Origin of the sequence: Mycobacterium sp. SM3041 (genome assembly GCF_039668335.1) — a bacterium.
GTDB lineage: Bacteria > Actinomycetota > Actinomycetes > Mycobacteriales > Mycobacteriaceae > Mycobacterium.
Map to the genome: position 1 here is coordinate 95,203 of NZ_JAYXBQ010000010.1, position 16,012 is coordinate 111,214.

At 64.6% G+C, this 16,012-nt stretch carries 10 protein-coding genes; 5 read left to right on the forward strand and 5 right to left on the reverse strand.

The genetic code is table 11. The features are described from left to right. The first annotated feature begins 391 nt into the window (after positions 1–391). Both VXD91_RS04445 and VXD91_RS04450 read left to right on the forward strand, forming a co-directional pair. A complete protein-coding gene (locus VXD91_RS04445; protein ID WP_346414743.1) occupies positions 392–1,603 on the forward strand; it encodes a GGDEF domain-containing protein in 1,212 nt (403 codons plus the stop codon). Positions 1,604–1,874: 271 nt separating this feature from the next. Then, on the forward strand, positions 1,875–4,178 hold the full coding sequence (locus VXD91_RS04450; RefSeq protein ID WP_346414744.1) for a bifunctional diguanylate cyclase/phosphodiesterase: 2,304 nt from the start codon (positions 1,875–1,877) through the stop codon (positions 4,176–4,178). On the opposite strand, the gene VXD91_RS04455 is transcribed toward VXD91_RS04450, so the two are convergent. Together VXD91_RS04455 and VXD91_RS04460 are read right to left on the reverse strand one after the other, a co-directional pair. Next, the gene (locus VXD91_RS04455; protein WP_346414745.1) at positions 4,175–5,248 is read right to left on the reverse strand and encodes a glycosyltransferase family 1 protein; all 1,074 of its coding nucleotides are present in this window, start codon (positions 5,246–5,248) and stop codon (positions 4,175–4,177) included. The two genes, VXD91_RS04450 and VXD91_RS04455, sit on opposite strands and share 4 nt — an antisense overlap. Next, positions 5,248–6,339, reverse strand: coding sequence for a glycosyltransferase family 4 protein (locus VXD91_RS04460; protein WP_346414746.1), 1,092 nt, complete (start codon positions 6,337–6,339; stop codon positions 5,248–5,250). Before VXD91_RS04460 ends, VXD91_RS04455 begins: the two co-directional genes overlap by 1 nt. Before the next feature lie 350 nt (positions 6,340–6,689). Between VXD91_RS04460 and VXD91_RS04465 the strand changes: the two genes are divergently transcribed. The 3 genes from VXD91_RS04465 to VXD91_RS04475 are packed head-to-tail and all read left to right on the forward strand — an operon-like array spanning position 6,690 to position 11,130. Further along, positions 6,690–8,465, forward strand: coding sequence for an alpha/beta hydrolase (locus VXD91_RS04465; protein WP_346414747.1), 1,776 nt, complete (start codon positions 6,690–6,692; stop codon positions 8,463–8,465). 59 nt (positions 8,466–8,524) lie between these two features. Then, the gene (locus VXD91_RS04470) at positions 8,525–10,033 is read left to right on the forward strand and encodes a flippase (protein ID WP_346414748.1); all 1,509 of its coding nucleotides are present in this window, start codon (positions 8,525–8,527) and stop codon (positions 10,031–10,033) included. After that, positions 10,030–11,130, forward strand: a complete 1,101-nt coding sequence (locus VXD91_RS04475) for a glycosyltransferase family 4 protein (protein WP_346414749.1) — start codon at positions 10,030–10,032, stop codon at positions 11,128–11,130. The genes VXD91_RS04470 and VXD91_RS04475 overlap by 4 nt, the downstream gene beginning before the upstream one ends. Here the strand turns inward: VXD91_RS04475 and VXD91_RS04480 are convergent. The 3 genes from VXD91_RS04480 to VXD91_RS04490 all read right to left on the reverse strand — a co-directional run bounded on the left by VXD91_RS04480 (position 11,120) and on the right by VXD91_RS04490 (position 15,967). Beyond that, positions 11,120–13,096 (reverse strand): right-handed parallel beta-helix repeat-containing protein, encoded by a 1,977-nt coding sequence (locus tag VXD91_RS04480; RefSeq protein ID WP_346414750.1) that lies wholly within the window; start codon positions 13,094–13,096, stop codon positions 11,120–11,122. The two genes, VXD91_RS04475 and VXD91_RS04480, sit on opposite strands and share 11 nt — an antisense overlap. A 347-nt stretch (positions 13,097–13,443) precedes the next feature. Beyond that, complete coding sequence (locus tag VXD91_RS04485; RefSeq protein ID WP_346414751.1) at positions 13,444–14,544, reverse strand: right-handed parallel beta-helix repeat-containing protein; 1,101 nt, start codon at positions 14,542–14,544, stop codon at positions 13,444–13,446. A gap of 28 nt (positions 14,545–14,572) precedes the next feature. Next, positions 14,573–15,967, reverse strand: coding sequence for an O-antigen polymerase (locus VXD91_RS04490; protein WP_346414753.1), 1,395 nt, complete (start codon positions 15,965–15,967; stop codon positions 14,573–14,575). Between the last annotated feature and the right edge of the window lie 45 nt (positions 15,968–16,012).

Consider the following 16,012-nt stretch of genomic DNA (forward strand, 5'->3'; position numbering starts at 1 on the left):
TGCAGGATTCACCTGCCAGTTCGGGATCGACACGCGGACCGACGATGGTCTCGCGCGAAGCACTACTTGTTAACGAACGCGATTTTCAGCAAATTTATACCGAAGGATTGGAGTGGGCAAGTAGGACACCTAACCAACAGCTGTTACGGCCATCACACTTCGATGCGTGAGGCCGTGAGATCCCGGCGAGTGGCTGCCGCCGTGGCGGCCGCATATCGCCGCCGGATGGCTGTGGATGAGCTATGAAAATTAGCCATACCTGCGTGAAGTAAGGCGTGACGAGCACAAATGAATCGGCATGGACATTGCCAAATTCGGCTGCTAGCGTTCGTTTGGTTGTTGCGATTTGGGGAGATCGCATTCATCAGGTTCACCTGAAACGGGGTCCGACGTGTTGGCACGGTTGCGCGAGCTATTGGCTGTTGCTCGGCTGGCTCGTGTCTGGTGGTCCGAGCCGGTCGACTACGACGCGCAAATCGGGTACTTCGCCCAGCGCGGCCTACTCGGGGGCATACAACTGCTTGTCGGTGGCTGCGCAGCGCTACTCGCCGCAATCTCGATCGTCATTCAGTTTTCGCCGGCGGGGCCGTCCACCGACCTGTCTCGTGGCGTCTCGTCGGTGTTTGCGGTTTCCGCGCTGGTCTGGGCACTGTTGTGGTGGTTCGGGCCGTGGCCGTCGCGCGCGACGTCGATCGCCTTCATCGTCTACGCCGACATCGGCATCAGCGTCGTCGCGCTGCTCGACTCCAACCGGCTGGCTGGATTCTTCGGCTTGAACGCGCTCCTGCTCATCTCCGTCTATACGAAGTTCTTCGAAGGCCCCAAGGTCCTGGCGCTCCACACGGCGTGGGTGCTCATGGTGACCGCGGTCTTCGCAGCCGATATCGCGTGGGGGCCGGATCAAGACCCCTATCTGGCACTCGCCAAGACGTTGGCGGCCATCGCATCTTTCGTGGTGCTGCCTGCTGTCGTCCAATTCGGCATCTGGGTGCTGCGGAACGACGCGCACGACTCGGTGACCGATCAACTGACCGGGCTGTTGAACCGTCGTGGTTTGAACCTGAGGATCGAGAGCTTCCTCGCCGACCGGGCGCACCGATCCATTGCCGGCGCCTGCGTAACGGTGCTGGTCATCGATCTGGACAGGTTCAAGAACATCAACGACACGTACGGGCACGCTGTCGGCGATGCGGTCCTGATGCGCAGCGCGGAACGGATACGGAGCGTCGTACGCAGTAGTGCCCTCGTCGCCAGGGTGGGCGGCGAAGAGTTTGTGGTCGTCGACGTCACGTCACCGCAGCAAGTGCTCGGCATCAGTGAGCGGGTACGCGCCGCCATCGCCGCACCTGCCGACTTGGCGCCGGTCACCGCCAGCATCGGTGTCGCCTCCGTCGCCTTGCCGGACTTCTCCCGGGGAGACGAGGATGCCCAATCGGTATTGGACGCCACCATCGAGTGCGCCGACCATGCGATGTTCTCGGCCAAGCGCGGCGGGGGCGATGCGGCGGTCCGCCTGACGTTCGCTGTCGGCAACGACATCGTCGGTCGGTGCGACGGCACCTCGACCCCGCGCGACGACCCTTCACCGTCGCGGCCGCACTGACCGCGGCGATTTCATTCTCGCGGCATCCGCGCCAAATTATCACATCCGGAACTTTGCTGAATCTGGGGTAGGATACGCGGATGCACGGCATACCTGAGATGGGTAGCGCGCTCCGAGTTTGCCGGCATGAAGGAAATAGCGTGATGGCAGCCGGTTTTTGGTGGCGAACACGTCGGCTGACTCCGACACGACAATGTTGGGCGGGTTGTCCACGCTAACTCGGTTGTTGTCGCTACGATTGCACGAACACGGCGGACTGGAGGCACCTGTGGTGCGGCAGGTTCTGATTGCGAGCGCGGACAGCGGCGTCGCCGGCGCAGTCTTCGTCGATGCCGTGATGGTCGCTCTCGCTCTGTTTGCCGTGGCGTGTGCGATCTCGGCCGCCGTCGGATCGCGCGGTAGACACCGTGCGGCCTGGATCAGCCTGACGGTCGGATTGTGTGGCTGGGCGGTCGCCGAGACGATATGGACGCTGTCCGAACTTCGTCTCGGAGGCACCCCGGTGGTGGTTCCGGCCGCAGTCGACCTCGTCGGGTTGCTGTATCCGGTCGCGGCGTGCGTCAGTCTGGTCCTGCTGGCATCCGGTGCCTCGGCATGGACAAGGGCCCGGTTGGTTCTCGACGGTGCGATCATCGGCCTTGCCGTGTTCGCCTTGGCCTGGGTGGTGGCGCTCAGAGACGGCTTTGCCATGGGCGCCGAGCACCGCTGGCAATCGTGGTTTGCCATGGTTTTCCCGATCGCCGATCTGGTGTTGGTCGCTGTCGCCATTGCTGTGTTGAGCGCTGTTGATCGCCGACATCGCCTGGTGCTTCTGCTGCTGACGATAGGCAACGTTCTGGGTGCGGTTTCGAACATCGCCATGCTGTTCGTCGACATGTGGGGGAGCGGCACGGCGCACCGGATGATGGATCTCGGCTGGAGTGCGGCGCTGATCTGCCTGGCATTCGCTGCGCTGGCCAGTCGGCACCAGCGAAAAACGCTGTCCGCCAGTGACGTTGACACAGCGGCCGCGCCGCGATGGTCCGCGGCCATTCCGGTGGTGCCGTTGGTCATCGCCACCGCGGTCTGCTGCATCGAATTACTGCATGTGGCGGCTGCCTGCTGCGTCCCGATGGCGATCACGGCCCTCGTGCTCGTGGTGACGACCGTGGTGCGCCAGATCGTGACGTTCAACGAGAACCAGCGCCTACGGGCCGCCGCGCGAGAACTCTTGGAGCAGGACCGGGTGACCGGCCTCGACAATGCGATCTCGTTGCGCGACCGACTGTCTCGCTCGCTGTCCCGGACCGACCATGGCGCCGAAGGCGTTTCGGTCGCGCGTCTCGATATGGACGAGTTGGCGTTGGTGACCGCGGCCTATGGCCGTGGTGCGGGAGACGAACTGCTGAACCTGGCCGCCGCCCGCATCCGATCGAGCGTCGGCCTCGACGACGTCGTCGCACGGCTGGACAGCGGGCAGTTCGCGGTGCTCATCGACGGCGGTGTCGAGCGCGGCCGGGCCGTGGCAGACCGCCTGGTCCAGGCCTTCGCCGACCCGTTCATCATCGACGGGCACGACCTGCTGATCCGGCCGAGCGTCGGCCTGGCGGTGGCCACCGACGGCGAAGCGGACCTGACTGCCGACGATCTGCTCGCGCGAGCGGCGGCGGCCGTTCAAATCGCCAAGAACTCGCACCTGCGAAGTGCGTACATCCACGGCAGGGACAGCGACATCGACGACGACGCTACGACGACGCGCACCGCGGCCTTGGGGGCACGGCCGACCGAGACGGTCCGGCTGCTGGGCCAGCTACGCCAGGCGATCGACAGTGAGGCCCTCTGCCTGTATTACCAACCGAAGTTCGACCTGATCTCGGGCGCGATGATGGGCGTGGAAGCCCTATTGCGTTGGCCCCACGCCGAACTCGGCCTGCTCGCCCCCGACCGCTTCTTGCCGTTGGTGCGTTCGCATGGCCTGACCACCTTGGTGAACGATCTGGTGATCGAGCGGGCGCTTGACGACGTTGCCCGCTGGCGCGGTGAGGGACTGGCTGTTCCCGTGGCAGTCAACGTATTCGCCAATTGCCTCACCGACATCGCCTTGCCCCGGCGAATTGCCAGGGCGCTGGAAGAACGCCGGATCTCCGCAGCCGACCTGACGTTGGAGATCACCGAGGACTTCATGCTCAGCAAGCTCGGACGCGTTCAGTACGTCTTGAACGGATTGCGCCACACCGGAGTACGGGTCGCCATCGATGATTTCGGCAGCGGCTATTCAACCTTGAGTTACCTGCGCGACCTTCCGGTGGACGAGGTGAAGCTCGACAGGCAGTTCGTCGCATCTGTCCTCAAGGACGATCGTGCGGCCGAAATCGTCCGCTCCATCATTTCGCTGGCCCATCATCTGGGTGCCCGCGTCGTCGCTGAGGGCGTGGAAGACGGCGAAACTGCCGCTCGGCTCAAGCAATTCAAGTGCGACGTTGTGCAGGGCTATCTCTACAGCACGCCCATCGCCGCTGATCGCGTGCCCGCCTGGCTTCGTGAACGGCCGGACTTTCCGCCGAGCACTCCGCGGCCCGTCGCAGCGAGTATCTAGCGGCTGCGTTTCGGGTCCCGGCCGGCCGGCGGCACGATGCCAACCGTCTCGAGTATCTGCTGGGCGGACACTTCCCACGAGTAGCGGGCCGCGTTCAGTGCGCCGTGCTCTCGCAATGAGTCCGCCAGACCCGCCTCGGATTCCAGCCGATCCAGCTGGGCGAGCAGACCCGGCATGTCATCGGGTTCGAAGTAGAGCGCGGCGTCGCCGGCAATCTCGGGCAGCGATGCCGCGTTCGACGTGATCACCGGACAACCGAGGGTCTGGGCTTCCAGCGGCGGCAGGCCGAAACCCTCGTACCGGGACGGGAAGATCAGACCACGCGCGTTGCGGTACAACCATGCCAGCTCGGCATCGGAAAGACGCCCGGCAACAATGGCTTTCGACGAGAGTGCGGCCGCTTGACTGAACACCTGGTCGTTACCGGACGCGCCGACCACGACGACGGTCCGACCGGATTCGGCGACGGCTTGTACGGGTGCCGGCAGGTTCTTGTGGACCGCGAGCGTGCCAACCATGAGATAGAACGGTTCGTCCGGTGCCACGCCGGGCCGGTGGGGTTCCACCGCTGTCAGGGCATCCGCGGCACAACCGGCGACCACGAACTTCTGGGCGCGAATGCCGAGCACGTCGTCCAGTTCCCTGGCGCTGAAGTGGGACACCGTGACCAGATGGCGTGCCCACCGTCCGAGGAACGAGTACGAGACGCGATAGAAGGCCACGAAAGCGCGGCGGAACGTCTGCGGGAACCGGAACGGCGTGGCGTCGTGCATAGTGACGACTTGCCGACGCTTTGCCAACGGTGCCGGCCCGGCGAAGTTGAGCAGCGTGTGCCCCAGCGTTGCCGCGGGTAGGTAGAGCTGCTCGAAAACCACGCCGGTGGTGCGCGACTGCCGAATCTCGACCCGTGGAGTACGCAGCCAATCGGGGATCTCGGCGTTGGCCGGCACGTGGACGACCAGATCGGCGACGTCGTCATCGATGACTGCGCGGACGATCTCAGTGGCGTAGCGTTGCGTGCCGGTGAGCTTCTGCGCCAACCACTTTCCGTTCACATGGACTTGTTTCATCAGCGGTGTCCCGTCAGTGGCCCGTACACGGAGCGGAGTGCGCTCCGCTGGTGGGTGTCGCAATTTCCGGCCAGTGCCGACGCCGTCTGCTGCTGCAGCGCCGCCAGCCCTCCGACCCGACGGAGCGCCGTGATGGCGGTGACCAGATCTTCGGGACGGTCGAGCAGCACCGGTAGGTCGACGCCGTGCAAGTACGCGCGGCGACGTGCGACCACCGGCAACCCCATGCCTGCAGCTTCCATGATGGAAATCGGAAATCCTTCCCACGACGCCGTGTGGAGGTACAGATCGCAACCGGCCATCACATCGAGGGCCGCACTGCGAGGTAGCCAACCGGTGACATCGACGCCGTGCGCGCGGAGAAGATCGATGTCCCCGTCGCTGCCGCCACCGATCCAGATGGCCTCCAGTCCGCCGTGTACCTCGGCTGCCGCACGGAACGCCTCGGCGAAGAACCGCGGGTCCTTTTGCGGGCCGAGGCGTCCGTTGCCGACGATTCGCAGCGTGGGATCCGTTGCGGGACGGTCGGCTTGGGGCAGTCCAGGTGGTTGTACATTCGGCACCGTCACCACGCGCGGCGAGCTCAGCGGCCATCTCGACAACTCGGCCTCACGTGGTGAGCACGCCGCGTAGGCGGACGTATTGAACGACAACAACCACTCGAGTATGCGAAATCCCTGCCGTACCGCCCACGGCACGTCCAGCCGTTCGAACGAATAGCAGTGCGGTGTGTAGACCAGTGGGCGGCGGCTGCTACGGCGCACCGCGGAGCGCACGTAGGCGCCTGCCATGCTCGAATGCGCGTGCACGATCACGTCGCCCGGTGTGCCGCGAAGCAACCGCCGCAGGAACCTGACCCGGGCGATGGTCCCCGGGGGCATCTGCGTCTTGGTTGCGAAGTACGTCAACTCGTCGATGTCCAGCCGCGCCTCGTCGCGAAACGAGTAGACCAGGTGATGTTCAGCCTCGGGGTAGTTGCGGACGAAGTCCCCGATCGCTGACGCGGTACCGCTGGCGAATGATTCCGCGACGTGGATGATCGACGGACGCCGGCTGGCCACGATGCCCAACGAGGAGTTGGGGTCTGCCACTTCGTGCCTCCGGATGCGAATTTAGCAAATTATCTAGCCATTGCCATATACCTCATACCGTAACCGTTCGCGCTGTGGCGGTCTAGTTGGAATCGGCGCGCGACGTGGGCCGTTTTGGGTGATAAATCCCATATTGCAGTGTCTTTACCGTGGCATCTTGTCGATCGAAGGGATCGGTGGAGCGTCATTCAGGTTGCCGACCCGTTGCTACATATGTTTGATATTGCACTTCTAGCGAACATTCGAGGTGGCAAAGTGTGTATCGTGGAGCGCGGCAGCGTCCGGTTGTCTGCGGACCATGTCGCCATTCGACTACACAGCACTTTGGATCACAGAGGGGGCTCTGGTTCGTGGACGAGGAAGCTGCCCATACGCAGCCGACATGGTTCGGCCCCGAAACGGCACCCCTGTACGGAGTCGTCCACGTACCGGCGGGACGACGTGCGCGCGGCGGCATCGTGATCTGCCCGCCCTTGGGCAAGGAGCACGTCGACACCTACCGCGGACTGAAACTGCTGGCGCAAGAGCTGTGCGCGCGAGGGTTCATGGTGCTGCGGTTCGACTATCGCGCCACGGGTGACTCTGCCGGGGAGCTCGGGGCCGACTCGGCATTGATCGACTATCAGGACAGTATTCGCACCGCGGTGCGGTATCTGCGGAGTGCGGGGGTGACGCAGATCGGCGTGGTCGGGCTACGGATGGGTGCCATGCTCGCGGCCACCGTCGGATCCGATCTCGATGGGTTGGCGGCGCTGGTCCTGTGGGACCCCGTCCTTGACGGGCGCCGGTATCTGCGCGAGCAGCGGACGCTGTACAAGATGACGGTCGGCGCGGACCGGATCGACGTCGAACGCGAGTCCATCCTGGGCACGACGTTCTCGCCGGAATGCGCACGACAACTCAAAGGCATCCAGATGCCGGAATCGCTCGGCGTGGCCGTCCCGACGCTCATCGTCGCCAGGCCCGAACGCGCGGACGAACCGACGATCAAGGCACTGCTGGGGAATGGCAACTGCGAGCTGGCGACTGTCGCCGGCCAACCTGAGTACGTCGAGCCGGTGACGTTCGTGGTGCAAATCCCGGTGGCAACGCTGACGCTGATCGCAGAGTGGCTTCATCACGCCATGGACGACACGAGCCGGGAACCGGTGTCCCCGGTCATTGCCCGCCGCGCACAGGTGGCCCAGCTGCCCGACGGCCGCGCAGTCGTCGAGACGTTGGACGAGTTGGGGCCCAATCGGTTGTTCGCCATCAGGACTGCTCTGGCGGATGCGCCGTCGGACACACCGACGTTGCTCATCCACAACACCGCTTGTGAACATCGCGTCGGCTCGGGTCGGGTGTGGACCGACACCGCACGTGAACTCGCCACACACGGCCTCGCCGCGGTGCGCTACGACCGTCGCGGTACCGGTGACACCGGTTGGGCCACAGCGGAATTCGCCACGATCTATTCGCCCGAATCCAACACCGACGTGCATGACGCGATGGTGGCGACCGGGATACCTGCCGAACGCCTCATGATGACGGGGATCTGCTCCGGCGCGTGGAATTCCGCGATCGGCGCGATCAGGTACGGCGCCCGGGCGGTGGTACTCGTCAACGCCATCCTCTTCAGCGTCCGCCACAAGGCCATCGGACCCGAGAAGTTGATCGGCATGACGCCGCCGAATCCCGGCGTGGAGCCCGCCCCCGAGCCGCGCACGTTCGAAGCCCGCCTCAAGAAGCTGATCAGGCGATGGCTGCCATATCAGCTCTGGCTGCTCATGGGCCGGGTCGGTTTGACCGAAGTGCCCGAAGTCCTGCTAACCGCCTTGGAGCGCCAGGGTGTCGTCGTCGACATGGTGATGTCGCCGGAGGACCAGGCGTGGTTCGACAAACAGCGTGGGCCGCAAGGCGTGGCACGCCTCGAGCGTCGTGGCTGGGCGCCGACCATCACACGCGCGCCGAGCGGCGATCATCCGCTCCTGCAGCGGGACATCCAGAATGTCGCGCGTGCACGGATTCTGGCTGTCGCGCAGCGCGAGTTTGCTGAACTGCTGCCAGAATCGGTTGGTGGCGACGTTCGACATACCGCATGGCATCGCAACGCAGACCCGCCCGCGTCTTGCTGTGAGCGAGGGTAACCATCGGAATGAGAAGTAGGCAGCGTGACGCGGTCGAGCGTGTGGAACCGGGCGGCCAGGTGACTGCCACGGACAGTGGCGGACCTGGCGCGCCCGTGGACGCCGGCGCGGACAAGCGCCGGCGGGACGAACAGCACGCGGCCGCCGGGCGCAATACCGTCGCGTTGCTGTTGAGCCGTCTCGCGATCGCGCTGATGGGGTGGTCTGGGACCGTCCTGATCGCGCGGTTGCTGTCGCCGACGGACTGGGGCGTGTTCTCGTTCGTGTTCGGACTTCTCGGGATGATGTCGATCGTCACCGATCTCGGCGTGGGCCGGGTGGTGCTCGGTAGACTGCTGGAAGCAGACGACGAAGACGCCGACGTCTTCGCGAGTTCGTTTGTCGGACTGCGAGCGGCGTTGGGGCTACTCGGATACGGGATCGCGGTCGGGTACGTCGTCGTCATGGGTTATTCGGGGGAGGTCATCCGCGCGACCGCCCTGGCCGGCCTCGTTGTCGTCATCGCCACGCCCAGCCATGCGCTGTCGGTCCTGTACCAGAGCCGGCTGAAGATGGTGACCGTCGCAGCGGCGGAAGCATTCGCCCAGCTGTTCCAATTGATCCTGACCGTCCTCATCGCGACGACCCACCCTGGCCTGATGTTCTTCATCCTGCCGGCCATCGCGAACGAAATCTTCTCCGGCACATGGAAATTGATCGGCGTCCGACGCGGCGGTGTCGGACCGCGGATCACCAAACAGCCGCGTCTGAAGCTGTGGCGCGAGATGCTGGTGGAAGCCATTCCGCTGAGTATCGGGTTGGCCATGATGACGTTGCTGTCCAAGATCGACATCCTCATGCTCGGCAAGTTGGACCACTTCGACTCGGTCGGCCTGTACAGCGTGGCCTACAAGTTCGCCGATGTGCTGTCGTACGCGGTCTTGGCCATCGTGACGCCGGTCGCGACGCTGCTGGTTGCGGCGTGGCCGCTGATGACCGACGAATTCCGTAGCCGGGTGCGCTCTTCCGCGGTGCTCATCGGACTGCTGACCTGTCTTGCGGTCGCCGGCATGTGGGCCTCGGGTGACGAGATCGTGTCGCTGCTGTACGGCGAGCGGTTCGGCGTGTGTGCCGACGCCGTCCGCATGTTGTTGGTCGGGGCCGTGTTCGCGGCACTGTCCCACCTCATCCTGGTGGCCCTGGTGTCGGCGACGCGGCAACGGGCCTATCCGTGGGTGGCGTGCGGCGCGTTGGTACTCAACGTCGTTCTGAATGTGTATCTGATTCCGCGGTTCTCGTTCAACGGTTCGGCCGGAGCCACGGTCATCACCGAGGTCGTCATGTTCGTCGCGATGTGGGCGCTCGCGGCCCGGACCATTCCCATCGACCGGCTGATGCCCGTGTCCAAGTTGCTCCTGATCGTCGCGCTGACGGTCGGCGTATGCGCGGTCACCGAAGTCATGCAGGGCCATGTGCCGTGGGTGGTCGTGGCCGCATGCTCGGTCGTGCTGTTCGTCGGTGGCGCGTTCGCGCTGCGACTGCTCGACCGCCAGCTGTTGGCGCGACTGCGGCCGGCGCGAGCGGCATGACCATGGCTTCCATCGTCTTCGTCAACCGTGCCGGGCGGGTATCGGGTGCGGAAGTCGTTCTGCTGCGGCTGATTCAAGCCGCCCGTGAACGCGGCGATCAGGTTCGCGTGATCAGCCCTGCGGGCGTCCTGGCCGACCGGCTACCCGGTGGCGTCGCGCACATCGAGATCGACGAACTGGATCTTGGCGGCGCCTCGGGGGTGGCACGGGTGCTGGCGCTGGGCACCTTGGCGCGACGGTGGATCCGTGCCGCGGCGGTGATTCGTCGCACTGTCGGCGCAGACGATGTCGTCATTGTGAACTCTCTGTTGGCGCTGCCCGCTGCCCGCCTCGCAAGGCTGCGGCAAGGTGTCTCCTGGCTCGTTCACGACACCCTCGATGAAGCCAAGCAGCGAGCCATGGTGCGGATCGGGAAGCCGGCCATTCGCCGTGCCGTGGCGGTGTCACCACCGACCGCGGCGCCCGTGCAACAACTCGGGCTCGAAGTGTCGGTGTCGCCGTTGGGCGTCGACATCCCGGGTGTACTCGCACAGCGGCGCGCTCGTCCGCAGCCGGTGATCGGCATCATGGGATTGATCACGCCCTGGAAGGGCCACCAGGTGCTGCTCCAGGCGCTCACCCGGGTACCCGGAGTCCACTGTGAGGTGGCGGGCAGCGCGTTCCATGCCGACGCCGACTATCTGGCCGAGCTGCAACGGTTTTCGGACGCCGAACTCGATGGCCGGGTGCGCTTCCTCGGGCATGTCGATCCGGTTGCGACCGTGCTCAACTGGGACATCTTGGTCAACGCCAGCACTTCGCCCGAAGCCGGTCCGATCGTGGCGCTCGAGGCGATGAGCGTCGGTGTACCCGTGATCGCGACCGATCACGGCGGCAGCAGTTGGCTGTTACGTGACGGCGCCGGCGTACTGGTTCCCGTCGGGGATGCCGAAGCGCTGGGTGCGGCGATCACCGACATGCTCGAAAATCCTTCCGGCGTAGCCGAAATGGTCGAGCGGGCGTATGAACGGGTCTGTGCCGATCACGACGCGAGACGGGCGTTTCCGGCAATGCTCGACGCCCTGTTGCCGGACGGGCTCCACCAGGTCAGGCGATGATCGTCGTGCCGCCCATGGTGATGCCGCTCGCGCTGTAGCTCCCGCTGGGCGTGTTGGTGTAGAAGATCGGCAGCGTGGTCTTGTCGAAACTGATGTTCTTGAAGATGATGCCGCTCATGCTCGATCCGGTCTCTTGGATCAGGCCGATTTCGCGCTGCGCCGTGAGCGGGGTTCCGGTCACCGAGATGTTCTCGATGGTCACGCCGGTCACGGGCTGGCCGCCGTTGCCGGCATACACGAGGATGGCGCCGTGCACCACGCCTGAGTTGTAGTTCGCGCCAGTCACGCTGCCGCCGTTGACGATTACGTTGGACACCCCCATGGTGTCGTAGCTGGGCTCAGAGGCGATGTACACCCCGGCACCGTTGGTGTTGGAGACCTTGATGTTGTTGTACGTGATGTTCTGTCCGCCCACCACGGTCACGCCGCGACCCCAGGTCGTGCCGTTGACGATCGGGTTGTTGATCGTGATGTTGGAGCAGATGGTTCCGTCGGCGATGTAGGAGACGACCGATACTCCGTCATCGCCGGTGTTGTTCGTCACCGGGTTGTTCACGACGCCGTCGTGAGCGCCGCCGGTCATCGAAATCCCGTCCGCGCGTGAGTTGTTCACCGTGATGCCGCTCAGGTTGAACCAGCCGGCACCCAGGACATATATGCCGGCTCCGGCAGCACCGTTGATGGTGACGTTGCTGACCGTGGCGTAGTCGCCCTCGATCAGCAGCTTGTGCTGTTCATCGGCGTAGTAGCGCGGGCCGGTCAAGTTGGCGCCCAGGGTCAGATTACTCATCGTGACGTGGTCGGCGAGAATCTCGACCGCCGACGTCGCGTCGTTCGTGGCCTGGAGCGTCGCCCCATTGCCGTTGATGGTCAGCCCGGAGACGGTGATCTGCAGAATGCCCGAGTGGTAGAACGTCTTTGGCGCCAGCGTGAGCGTCGAGCCCGGGTTCAGATTGCTGAACACATTCTGTAGCACCGCGGTACTGTCGCCCGTGATCGGCGTCGCCAGAACCGGCACCGTGACCGTCTCGGACACTTTGGACGAACCGCTGCTGGCGAGGACGGTGAAGCTGGAGGTGTTCGCGTTCGCCGAGACCGCGGACAGGTCCCGGGCCAACTTGGTCGGGGTGTAGGTGAAGGTGCCGTCCGAATTCACCGTGACGGTGCCGTAGGTCGGTTGTGCTGACACGGTGTACGTGACCGTGCCCGTGCCCTGGTTCGTCACATTGAGCGATCCGGAGACGGCGCCCGTGGTGGCATCCGGTGTGCCGACGGTCGGCGTGCCCGCAGCGAGTGAGTTGCGGTTCGTCTTGATCGCCGTGACCGGTTTGAGCAGGGTGGTCAGCGACGTTGTGCTCGTGGTGGTTGCGGCGGCCGGCGTGGGCTGAGCCGCGATGTCGGTCGTCTGGGTCGGGGCGCTCGTGGTGGTTTGGGTGGCGGGTGCGGTGGCCTGCGACGGACTCGGCGTGCGTCGCGTCCACGCGGCGATGGTCCAGGCGATCGGCGCACCGATGGGTGCCGAAGGTGCCGCGCCGTTGGACGACGAACTGGTTGGCGTGGTGACGCTTGCCGTCGTGGGCAATTGTGCTGCAGGAGTGCTGACGCCGGTCGAAATCACGTCCACCTGTATCGATTTCGCGTTGGCAACCGCGACGTTCGGTGCAGCCGAGGGAAGTTGCACCGGCACGGTCTTGGGGACCGCGGCCGACGCGACCGGCTGAGCGGGGCGTACATTTCGTGGCTCGGTTGTCTTCCCTTGGGCGCGAGGTGTTTTGGCGCGACCGGCCGGCTTGCCCGCGGTTTTCGAATCCGCCTTTGATGAACCGGGTTTCGAATCGCTCTGGTGCGGCGCGGTCGACGTGACCTCGGGTGCTGCAGCCGCTGTGCCCATGCCTGCGATGGCGGTACCGATGCCCAACGCGACCGCCAATGCGCCGACCCGCCCAACGCACATGGTGATGTCCATTTGCCCGACCTCTCGACGCTTTATCGGGCCGCGGAGCTACGCGGCCGTCATTTGTCGCAACGATGATGACGAGCGTTGGGCGCAATGTGTGGCATTTCGGAAATTCATCTCAGAACTGGACCGGACGCGAAAGGCATTCAAGCTTCGCCAGAATTCGACGTTATTGACGCAGAATGCGGTGAACCACCAGCATGTTGCTGTTCGATACCTTTTGAATTGTTTTGCCATGGCGTCAGTTTTGTGTGCAATTTAGACGCGCGGCAGAGTAACAGATGTTACCGCCGAACCGGTTGTCGCGCAGCGCAAATGCTGTTTGTTGCACACGGATCCGGCGACGGCTACCGGGTCTAGATCGAGGCGACGTCGATGTGCTTGCCGTCGCTGGTCCAGTCGGCCACGGTGTAGCTGCCGGCCGGCACGTTGCTGTAGAACGGCGCCACGGTCGTCGCCGTCAGATGGATGTTCGACAGGTTGATCCCGTGTATCGCGCGATCTCCGCCGTTCGTCTCATCGACTATCGCCACGTTGCGGTTCACCGTGGTGCTCGTGGCGGTGACCGTCACATTCGAGACGCTGACGTCGTGCACGAATCGTCCCTGATTTCCCGAGTACACGAGAATGGCGCCCTGCTCGATGTCCTTGTCCCAATTGGCACCGGTCACGGTGCCATCGGTTATCGCAACCCGTTCGACGGATCGGGTGAAGAACGGGTTGCCCTCGTTGGCGACGTAGACGCCGGCGGAACTGGTGTTCGCGACCGCAAAATGACTGATGTCAACGTTGTTCCCGCCGACCACGGTGATGCCGCGTCCCCAGCGGGTGCTCCCGACGGTGATGTTCTTTTCGGTGATGTCATGGCACGGCGCCGGGTCGTGGTCATAGGACACGACTGCGACACCGTCGTCGCCGGTTTGATCGGTCTTGATGTTCTCGACCTGACCGAACGCCGAGCCGCCCGTCATGTGCAAACCATCGGCGCGCGTACCGGTGATCGTGATGTCGCGGGCGACGAAATGTGTTGCGCCGCTGAAGTAGATGCCGGCACCGGCCGAGCCTCTCACCCTGACGTTACGCACGGTCGCGCGCTGCCCTTTGACGACGAGTTTGTGCTGCTGTTCGCCCATCCAGCGCTTGCCCTCGGACGGGGCGGCAAGTGTCACGTCGGTGAGGGTGATGCCGTCGCCCAGAATGTCGACAGCAGACGTCTCGTCATTGGTCGCGGTCAGCGTGGCGCCGTTGCCGTTGATCGTGACGTTAGGTACCCGAACGGTGAGGATGCCCCGGTGGTGGTAGGCCCGGGGTTCCAGGGTCAGGGTCGCGCCAGGTTCGACCGCGTCGAACTGTGCCTGCAATGCGGCGGTGTCGTCGCGGACGTCACCGTCGTCCGCGACCGACATGGGTTTGCAGGCGGCGACCATCATCACCACGGCGCCGAGTGCCGCAAACATTGCCCGACCTCGCACGGAGCGTCCCCTCTCAGTCGACTGCGACTACTACTGATTCAGCGGCGTGGGCCCGCTTCGGCCAGATCGTCGCGCGGCGACGAGCTCTGCGTTCGGTGAGGAGCACCGCCACAATTACCGCGGCAAGGCCGACCCAGGCGTAGGTGACGCGGCCCTGGACCCAGTACATGTACCGCGGCCACTCGACCAGCCCCGTGAAGAACATCGGATACACGAGGAGGCCGCCCAGGCTTCCCCTGCAGAAGTGGCGGTAGAGCAGCCCGGCGACCACGCCGAGTACGAAGAAGAACACGAGACCGCCGATCGAGCCGTAATCGACGAACGGAGCCTCGTACCCGCTGGGGTTGTTGAACTCTGGGTTCGCGTACTGCTCGAGGACCCGGTAGTAGGGAGAATCTGGATCAAATGTCTTGGGGTAGGGCCGATCATGACCGCCGAGGCGTTCGTAGAGCCGAAGTTGATAGATGCCTTGCACCGACCAGAACGACTCGAGCGTGTCGTACGGGAGCCGCCCCGGCCAGGTCATGTGATCGACGATGACGGCGCCGTTGTTGATGGCTGTCGCGTAGTAGCCCGCCAGCCGATTCAGCACGAACGTGGGGAACGAATCTTCTCCATGCATCCGGTAGAACATCCACGACCGGAAGTACTCGAAGAACGCGAACGTGACGATCACCAGCGCGATACCGGCCACGGGGATGGCGCGAGCGATGGTGCGGCGCTTCCGGCCGCGGGTGGAAAGCCAGCCGGCACCGACGACCACCACGGGGACGACGAGCTCGAGGATCGCGAGGCGCTCCGAGTAGATGTACGAGCGCGGCACCGACAACGCCAGGACGACGAGCAGCTTTATCAGCTCCGCGCGGGAGTAACTGTGCGCCAGCAGGATTGCGGAGATGACGACCGCGGCGATGCCGATCTGAGTCAGGGCGGTTACCCCGGGGATGTTGCCGATGGCCGTTTTGGCCGGGGCATCCCACGGGTGGTCAGATCCGCCGAACAGCTCGGCGGGTCCGAGTCCACTCTTGACGATCAGAACCGCGAACCCCACGTATCCGACGATGGTCAGGGTTGTCAGTACCGTGCTGGCGCGTTCGAGGGCGGCGCGGCGCCGTTCCGACAACGCCGGCCATACCGTGGCCAGATTGTCTCGGGCGGGCATGGCAGCGATGGCGATCATCGCGCCGAAGGCGAAGGCGAGCACGCCGCACTCGAACAGCCACAACATGCTGTCCGTCACGACTTTCGGTTCCTGCCAATACGTCCGGAACTGCTGATCGTCGACCGAGGCAGTCAGCAGGATCGCGCTCGAGCCGACGGCAAGCGACACCACGGCCGGCGACAGCCATCCCAGCCGGAGTTCGCCACCTGTGGCAGACCCGGTTGCGGCGCGGGGTTTCGTTGCCATCAGCATGGTTCGGTCACAGCCGTGCTTGCGGGCTGACGCGGGCTG